The sequence below is a fragment of the Actinophytocola sp. genome, from assembly GCF_045807065.1.
Lineage (GTDB): Bacteria > Actinomycetota > Actinomycetes > Mycobacteriales > Pseudonocardiaceae > Actinophytocola.
The window spans coordinates 1-9,189 of sequence record NZ_JBJMIE010000291.1; the positions used below are offsets into that span (position 1 = coordinate 1).

Annotated in this window: 4 protein-coding genes; all 4 read left to right on the forward strand. The window is 72.8% G+C overall.

The window, feature by feature from the left end:
• Positions 1-6,236 (forward strand): amino acid adenylation domain-containing protein (locus ACJ73U_RS16800; RefSeq protein WP_407778565.1); only part of this gene is annotated, 6,236 nt, incomplete at its 5' end.
• Complete coding sequence (ectB, locus tag ACJ73U_RS16805; protein WP_407778566.1) at positions 6,233-7,513, forward strand: diaminobutyrate--2-oxoglutarate transaminase; 1,281 nt, start codon at positions 6,233-6,235, stop codon at positions 7,511-7,513. The genes ACJ73U_RS16800 and ectB, both read left to right, overlap by 4 nt.
• 9 nt (positions 7,514-7,522) lie before the next feature.
• Positions 7,523-8,425 (forward strand): ornithine carbamoyltransferase, encoded by a 903-nt coding sequence (locus ACJ73U_RS16810; RefSeq protein ID WP_407778567.1) that lies wholly within the window; start codon positions 7,523-7,525, stop codon positions 8,423-8,425.
• Between the two features lie 498 nt (positions 8,426-8,923).
• Positions 8,924-9,189, forward strand: a 266-nt coding sequence (locus tag ACJ73U_RS16815) for an NAD(P)-binding protein (protein ID WP_407778568.1), incomplete at its 3' end; no start/stop codon positions are given.

Genomic DNA, 9,189 nt, shown 5'->3' on the forward strand with positions numbered 1-9,189 from the left:
CGACCGACCGCCCGCGCCCGCCGGTGCGGGACTTCGCGGGTGACCGGGTGACGTTCACCGTGCCGGCGTCGGTGGCCGGGGCGTTGGGGCGGCCCGGTGCGACGCCGTTCATGGTGTACCTGGCGGCGTTCCAGCTGTTGCTGTCGCGGTGGTCGGGGCAGACGGACATCGCGGTGGGCACTCCCGTGGCGGGCCGCGACCGCGCCGAGCTGACCGACCTCGTCGGCCTGTTCCTCAACACGCTGGTGCTGCGCACGGACCTGTCGGGTGACCCGTCGTTCACCGAGGTGCTGGACCGGGTGCGGGCGGTGGCGCTGGACGCCTACGCGCACCAGGAGGTGCCGTTCGAGCGGGTGGTGGACGCGTTGTCGCCGGACCGCGACGCGGCGCGGAACCCGCTGTTCGACGTGATGTTCCTGTGGCAGGACGCCCCGGCCCCGATCGCACCGATGGGTGCGCTGTCGGTGGTGGAGTTCGAGGTCGCCGAGACGACCACGAAGTTCGACCTCACGCTGGCGGTCACCGAGCAGCTGGACGGCTCCCTGGCCGGTGGCGTCGACTACGCGACCGCGTTGTTCGACCGCACCACGATCGAGCGCCTGGCCGCCGGGTTCGTCCGGCTGCTGGCGAGCATCGCGGCGGCACCGGACGCCCCGGCGAGCACCCTGCCGGTGGTTCCGGACGCCGAGCTGCGGCTGATGGCCGAGTGGAACGCCACGGCGGTCGACTACCCGACCGGGACGCTGACCGAGCTGTTCGCCGCGCAGGTCGCCCGCACGCCGGACGCTGCCGCACTCCGCTTCGAGGGCACCGAGCTGACCTACGCCGAGCTGGACCGCCGCGCGAACCGCCTGGCCCACCACCTGATCGGCCGGGGTGTGGGTCCGGAGTCGGTGGTGGGCGTGTGCCTGCACCGCTCGCTCGACCTGGTGGTCGCCCTGCTGGGCATCCACAAGGCCGGCGGCGCCTACCTGCCGCTCGACCCGGACCACCCCGCGGACCGTCTGGCCTACCTGCGGGCCGACGCCGGCGTCGAGGTGGTGGTCACGGCCGAGACCTTCACCAACCTCACCGGACGCTCGTATCCGCCGGCCGTGGAGGTGCTGCCCGAACACCCCGCCTACGTCATCTACACCTCCGGCTCCACCGGCCGCCCCAAGGGCGTGATGGTGGAGCACCGCGGGATCGTCAACCGCCTCCACTGGATGCAGGACGCCTACCGCCTCAACCACACCGACCGCGTCCTGCAGAAGACCCCCTACACCTTCGACGTGTCGGTGTGGGAGTTCTTCTGGCCCCTCGCCACGGGAGCCACACTGGTTGTGGCACGGCCGGGTGGGCACCGCGACCCGTCCTACCTCGCCGAGGTCATCGCGGCCGAGGAGATCACCACCGTCCACTTCGTCCCCTCGATGCTGCGCGCCTTCCTCACCGAGCCGTTCGCAGAGCTGCCCTCACTGCGGCGGATGATCTGCTCCGGCGAAGCACTCACCGCCGACCTCGTCACCGGCGTCCACCAGAGAATCGGCTGCGCACTGCACAACCTCTACGGCCCCACCGAAGCCTCGGTGGACGTCACCGCTGTCGAGTGCCACCCGGGCGAGCCGGTCACCATCGGCCGGCCGGTCGCGAACACCCGCACGCACATCCTCGACAGCACCCTGCGCCCGGTCCCGATTGGCGTGCCGGGGGAACTGATGCTGGCGGGTGTGCAGCTCGCCAGGGGATACGTGAACAAGCCGGCACTCACCGCCGACCGGTTCCTGCCCAACCCGTTCGGCACGGGGGAGCGGCTCTACCGCACGGGCGACCGCGCCCGCTTCCGCCCCGACGGCACCATCGACTACCTCGGCCGCCTCGACCACCAGGTCAAGATCCGCGGCCAGCGCATCGAACTGGGTGAGATCGAGGCCGTCCTCACCGAACACCCGGACGTCACGGCGGCCACGGTGACCGTCCACAACGGACAACTCGCCGCCTACGTCACGCCCGTCGTCGAGCCGCGCGGGATCGAGGCGTTCCTGCGCGAACGACTGCCCGACGCCATGATCCCCACCCACTGGACCACCCTCGCGCAACTCCCGCTCACCACCAGCGGCAAGGTCGACCGGAAGGCACTGCCCGCCCCGGACGGCCGCCGGCGGACCACCGACCACGTCGCGCCCCGCACCGAGCTGGAGCACACGATCGCGGCCGCCGTCGCCGGCGCGGTCGGGGTGGACGCCGTCGGTGTGCACGACCGGTTCTTCGACCTCGGCGGCGACTCCATGCGGGCCATCCGCGTCGTCGGCCTGCTCCGCGAACAGGGTCTCGGCATGTCCGTGACCGACCTGTACACCCACCAGACCGTCGCGGAGCTGGCCGCCGTCGTCACTCCCGGGGCGCCGGAGCCGGTGGTCGCGCCGTTCACGCAGCTGTCCGACGCCGACCGGGCTCTCCTGCCCGACGGGCTCGTCGACGCCTACCCGATGGCGCAGACACAGGCCGGCATGGTCTACGAGATGCTCGCCGCGAGCGACCGGGCCGTGTACCAGAACGTGTCCTGCTACCGGATCCGCGACCACGAGCCGTTCGCCGTGGACACGCTCCGCGCGGCCGCCGCCGTCCTCGTCCAACGGCACGAGATCCTGCGCACCTCGTTCGACCTGTCCACCTACTCGCGGACCATGCAGCTGGTCCACCAGACCGCCGAACTGCCCGTCGGCCACGACGACCTCCGCGGCGCCGGAAACCCACGCTCCACCGTGGACGAGTTCCTGGTCGCGCAGCGCGCCGAGAAGTTCGACATCACCCGACCTCCGTTGCTGCGTTACCACGTCCACGTCGTCGCCGACGACGAGTGGTGGCTCACCCACATCGAGTGCCACGCCATCCTGGACGGCTGGAGCCACACCGGCGTCGTCGCCGAGCTCCTCGCCGTCTACCGGATGCTGCGGGACACCGGCACCACCGACCTGCCCGCGCCGCCACAGGTGCGGTTCGCCGACTTCGTCGCGCTGGAACGACAAGCGCTGAACTCACCGGACACCAAGGAGTTCTGGGCGGCCCGGCTGCGGGAGTACGAGCGGTTCGAGCTGCCGGAGGCGTGGCGCGGTGACCGCCACGACGAACGCGCCACCATCGTCGAGGTGCCCTACGACGACCTCCTGCCGGGCCTGCGTGCGCTGGCGTCGCAGGCAGGGGCGTCGCTCAAGAGCGTCCTGCACGCCGCCCACCTCGCGGCTCTCGGCGCGGTCACGGGGAAGCGCCGGTTCTTCGACGGCCTCGTCTGCAACGGCCGCCCCGAGCACCTGCGCGGCGACGAGGTCCGCGGCATGTACCTCAACACCGTGCCCTTCGCCGTCGACCTCACCGCGCCGACCTGGCGGGACCTCGTGCGGCGCGTGTTCGACGGCGAGGCAGCGCTGTGGCCGCACCGCCGCTACCCGATGCCCGCCATGCAGGCCATGCACCGGGGCGGCGGCGGCCAGCTCATCGACGCCGCGTTCGGCTACCTCGACTTCCACGTCCTCGACTGGGAGTCCGGCGACGTCGGCATGGTCGACGACTTCAGCCCGAGCGAGCTGCCGCTGGAGGTCTGGACGTTCCCCGGCGTGTTCCGCCTCGGCGGTCGGCCGAGCCGCATCGGCCGCCCCCAGCTCGAACTGCTGGCCCGCACCTACCGGCACATCCTGGAGTCCATGGTCACCGGCGGCGCCACCGACCTCACCGTGGCGCCGGCCGACGCGCACGAGGCACTGCACGCCTGGAACGACACCGCACGCCCGTACGACACCGAAACCCTGGTGCACCAGCTCATCGCGGGCCACCACGGCATCGCGCTGCGGCGGGGCACCGAGACCGTCACCTACGCCGAGCTGGACGAGCGGGCCACCGCCCTCGCCCACCGACTGGCCGGCACGGGCGTCGGGCCCGACCGGATCGTCGGCCTGCGCCTGCCCCGCGGCATCGACCTCCTCGTCGGCATGGTCGCCACCCTCAAGGCGGGCGGCGCGTTCCTCCCGCTGGACCCCGACTACCCGGCCGAGCGCATCACGCACATGCTCGCCGACGCCGACGTCACCGTCGTGCTGGACGGCACACCGCTGCCGGACGCCACCGCGCCGCTCACCGCCCCGGGACCGGACAACCTCGCCTACGTCATCTACACCTCCGGCTCCACCGGCAGGCCGAAGGGTGTCGGCGTGCCGCACCGCGGCGCGCTCAACCTCCGCCACGCACAGGGCGAACACCTCGACCTCCGCGCCGGCGACCGGATCCTGCAGTTCGCCTCGCCGAGCTTCGACGCGTCCGTGTGGGAGCTGCTGATGGCGCTCACCCGCGGCGCGGAACTGGTGCTGCCGCCCGAGGGCACCGACCAGAGCGACCTGCGGCAGCAGGCCGGGCTCGTCACCCACATGACCCTGCCACCGTCCATCCTGGACAAGCTGGACCCCGCGGACTTCCCGCACCTGCGGGTGCTCGTCTCCGCGGGTGAGGCGTGCCCGGTCGAACAGGCCGTCCGCTGGGCCGCGCACACCACGTTCATCAACGCCTACGGGCCGACGGAGACGTCCGTGTGCGCCACGCTCACCCCGGTCGAGCCGGCCGCCACCACGCTCTCGATCGGCCTGCCCATCGGCAACGTGCGGGTGTACGTGCTGAGCCCGGACCTGCGGCCGGTCGGCACCGGCGTGGCCGGCGAGCTGTACGTCGGCGGCCCGGGCGTCGCCCGCGGCTACCTCAACCGCCCGGCGCTCACCGCCGAGCGGTTCGTGCCCGACCCGTGGGCGCGGGAGCCGGGCGCACGCCTGTACGCGACCGGGGACGTGGTGTCCCGCAACGCCGACGGCACGATCCGCTACCACGGCCGCGGTGACCACCAGGTCAAGGTGCGCGGGTTCCGCATCGAGCTGGGCGAGATCGAGGACGCGCTCACCGCCCACCCGTCCGTCGCCGCGGCCGTCGCGACCGTTCGGCGCGGCCCGAACGGTGACCCGGTGCTCGTCGCGTACCTGCGCGGTGACGAGGTGCCGGCCGAGGACCTGCGCGAGCACCTGCGTGCCCGCCTGCCCCGGCACATGGTCCCGACGCACCTGCTCCTGCTCGACGACTTCCCGCTCACCCCGGCCGGCAAGGTCGACCGCGCCGCGCTGCCCGCACCCGGCGGCGACCGGCTCGCCGCGGGCTACGTGGCGCCGCGCACCGACCTGGAGGCCGCCGTCGCCGCGGCGTGGCAGGACGCGTTGGGTGTGGAGAAGGTCGGCGTGCACGACGACTTCACCGAGCTCGGCGGTCACTCGCTCGCCATGATGCGGATCATCGCCACGCTGCGGGCGAGCCACGGCCTGGAGCTGACGTTCCGCTCGTTCGCCGAGCGGCCGACCGTCGCCGAGCTGGCCGAGACGGTGACAGCGGCCGGGCCGGCGGCGACCGGCGCGATGATGTGGTTGCGCCGCACCGGAAGCGGCACCCCGCTGTTCTGCGTGCACCCCGGCGGCGGCAGCGCGCACTGGTACCTGCGGCTCGCCCCACAGCTGACGGCGGACCTGCCGGTCGCCGCGTTCGAGTGGCCCGGCCCGCACGGGTCCGAGGCGGACACCGGCGCCGGGGCCATGGCCGACCGCTACCTCACCGAGCTGCGCGCGGCCCAACCGCGCGGCCCGTACCGGCTGTTCAGCTGGTGCGGCGGCAGCGGGGTCGCGAGCGAGATGGCCCACCGCCTGCGGGCGGCCGGAGAGGACGTCACGTTCATCCTGCTCGACCCCGGGCTCGACGCGCACCGGCGGTCCGCCGCCTGGGACGAGCTGGCCCACATCCAGCGCCTGGAGACCCTCCTCGACGAGGTCGCCGCCGGCGCCGACACCCCGCGGCGCCGGGCGGAGATCCTCGCGCTGCTCGACCACCTCGTCGACGACACCGACTTCGAGATCTCGCTGCCCGACGAGGGCGTCGGCGACGTGTGGCCGAACGCGGTCCGGGTGTGGCGCGAGGTCATGGCGATGGACCTGGCCTACCGCCACCACCGCTACCCTGGCCCGCTGCACCTGGTCGTGAGCGACGAGCTGGCCGGCGGCGAGCACGAGGTGGCGTTCGGCCAGACCTTCGCCCAGTACCTCGCCCGCTGGACCGAGCTGACCGAGAGCCTGACCGTGCACCGCGTGCCGGGCGACCACTTCGGCGTGATGAGGCCGCCACACGTGGCGCGGCTCGCCGAGACGATCACCACGATTCTCGAAGGGAACCCGACCGCATGACCGCACAGATCGCGACCCGCCGCAACGACGTCTCGGTGTTCGAGACGATGGAGTCCGAGGTCCGGCTGTACTGCCGGAAGTTCCCGGTGGTGTTCAACCGCGCCCGCGGCGCCGAGCTGTACGCCGAGGACGGCCGCACCTACCTCGACTTCTTCTGCGGCGCCGGCAGCCTCAACTACGGCCACAACCACCCCCACATCAAACGGCAGCTCGCGGCCTACCTGGAGGCCGACGGCCTCATGCACGGCCTCGACATGCACACCGCCGCCAAGCGCGGTTTCCTGACCCGCTTCCAGGAGGTGGTCCTCGAGCCCCGCGGACTCGACCACAAGGTCCAGTTCTGCGGCCCGACCGGCACCGACGCCGTGGAGGCCGCGCTGAAGCTCGCGCGCAAGGCCACCGGCCGCAGCGGCATCGTGTCGTTCACCGGCGCCTACCACGGCATGTCCCGCGGCTCGCTCGCCGTGACCGGCGGCCGCCGGGCCCGCGCAGCGGGTGGCATGCACTCGGGCGACGTCACGTTCGTCCCCTACGAGGACGGCCCGTTCGGCGCGTTCGACTCGATCGGCTACCTGGAGCGGCTGCTGGCCGACTCCTCGTCCGGCATGGACATCCCGGCGGCGGTGATCGTCGAGCCGCTGCAGATGGAGGGCGGCGTCTACCCGGCGTCCCGCGAGTGGCTGCGCGGCCTGCGGGAGCTGACGAGCAGGCACGGCATCCTGCTGATCTGCGACGAGATCCAGGCCGGCTGCGGCCGCACCGGCACCTTCTTCTGCTTCGAGCACGCCGAGATCGAGCCGGACATCATCACGCTGTCGAAGTCGATCAGCGGCTACGGCCTGCCCATGTCGCTGACGATCTTCAAGCGGGCGCTGGACGTCTGGGCCCCGGGCGAGCACACCGGCACCTTCCGCGGCAACCAGCTGGCCTTCGTCGCGGCCGGCGCCGCCCTCGACGTGTGGCGCCGCACCGACTTCCGCACCAACCTGGCCGTCGCGACGCGCGGCCTGACCCGCTTCGGCGACGCCGTGGCCGAAGGCGAGCCCGCGGTGCGGGTGCGTGGCCGCGGCATGGCGCTGGGCATCGACCTCGGCCGAGCGGGTGGCGCCAAGCGGGCCGACCTCGTGCAGAAGCAGTGCTTCGACGGGGGGTTGATCGTCGAGCTGTCCGGTCGCCAGGATGAGGTCGTCAAGGTCATGCCGCCGCTCACCATCGACCCCGCCCGCATGCGGCGGGGGCTGGACATCCTCGACACCGCGCTCACCGCGACCCGCTAGGAGCCCGCGATGCCCTCTCTGCTGACGATCGACGACCTGGACGACGAGACACTGCGGCACCTAGTGCGCCGCGGTGCCGCGTTCTCGGCCGGTGCGAGCGCCCCGGACGCGCTGGCGGACAAGCTGATCGGCATCTACTTCCGCAAGACCTCGACCAGGACGCGGACGGCGTTCACCGCCGGCGCGGTGCGACTCGGCGCGAAGATCATCACCTACGGCCCGAACGACCTGCAGGAGAACACCGGCGAGACGGCCGAGGACACCGCGGCCGTGCTGTCCGGGATGCTCGACGTGCTCGTGGCCCGCACCGCCGGCCCCCAGGCCGAATTGGAGGCGTACGCGGCGCAGGGCCGGATGGCCGTGGTGAACGCGATGAGCGCCGACGAGCACCCCACCCAGGCCCTGACGGACCTGACGACACTGCACCGCAGGTTCGGTGACGTCGACGGCCTCCGGGTGCTGTACGTGGGGGAGGGCAACAACACCGCGTCCGCGCTGGCGCTCGCGCTGTCCCGCTTCCGCGGCGCGGAGCTGCACCTGCGCACCCCGTACGGCTACGGCCTGCACCCGCGGTTCCTGCACGCCGCCGAACTGCGGGCCAAGCATGCCGGCGGCACCGTGGTGGAACGCCACGACATGCGGGACCTGCCCGGCGTCGACGTCGTGTACACGTCGCGGTGGCAGACCACGGGCACGTCCAAGCCGGACCCCGACTGGCGCACGACGTTCGCGCCCTTCCAGGTGACGGAGGCGGTTCTCGGCGACGCGGCGGTGTTCATGCACGACCTGCCGGCCCACCGCGGCGAGGAGGTCACGGCCGAGGTGCTGGACGGCGCGCGCAGCATCGCCTTCGCCCAGGCGGAGAACAAGTACCACAGCGCCCGCGCGGTGCTCGAGTGGTGCGCGGCCTGAGGTGGAACGCGCGATCGCGAGCGGCGTCGAGGTGGGCACGGCGCACACCGGCGTCACGGTGTCCCTGCCGCACCACCCCGGCGCCGCGGCCCGGCTGTTCCGCGCGGTGGCGGCGACCGGGGCGTCCGTCGGCGCGATAGCCCAGCACGTCACGGGAAGCACGGCGACGGTCGTGTTCACCGTGCCCCGGCATTGTCGTGCCGCGGTGACGGCGAGCCTGGCCGGTTACGAGGCGGTCGTCGAACCTCTCGCCGAGGTCACGCTGACCGGCGCGGGGCTGCGCACGGACGCGAGCACCGCGGTCGTCTTCGGCGAGGCGCTGGCGATGGCGGGCGTGCCGCTCACGCTGGTGTCGCTGGAGAACCACCGCCTGTCGGTGTTCTGCCCGCAAGCCCTCGGCCCCGCCGCCGTGCACGCCCTGTGTGAGGCGTTCGAGGTCGCGCCCGTGCGCCGCGGGACTACGGTGAAGGCAACACCTGTCGAGCTGGGGAGTTCTTCGTGCTCAGGGTTGCCGTCGTCGGCGCGGGAATCGCCGGCCTCACCACCGCCGCCGCGCTCGTCCGCGCCGGCATTCGTTGCCACGTCTACGAACAGACCGCCGTACTCGGCGAGGTCGGCGCCGGCATCCAGCTGGCACCCAACGCCACCCGGCTGCTGAACCGGTTCGAGTCGATCCGGTTGGCGGAGCGGGCGGTCACCCCCGCGGCGTTCGAGATGCGGCGGTGGCATGACGGCGCGGTGCTGGCCACGACCGCGCTCGGCCA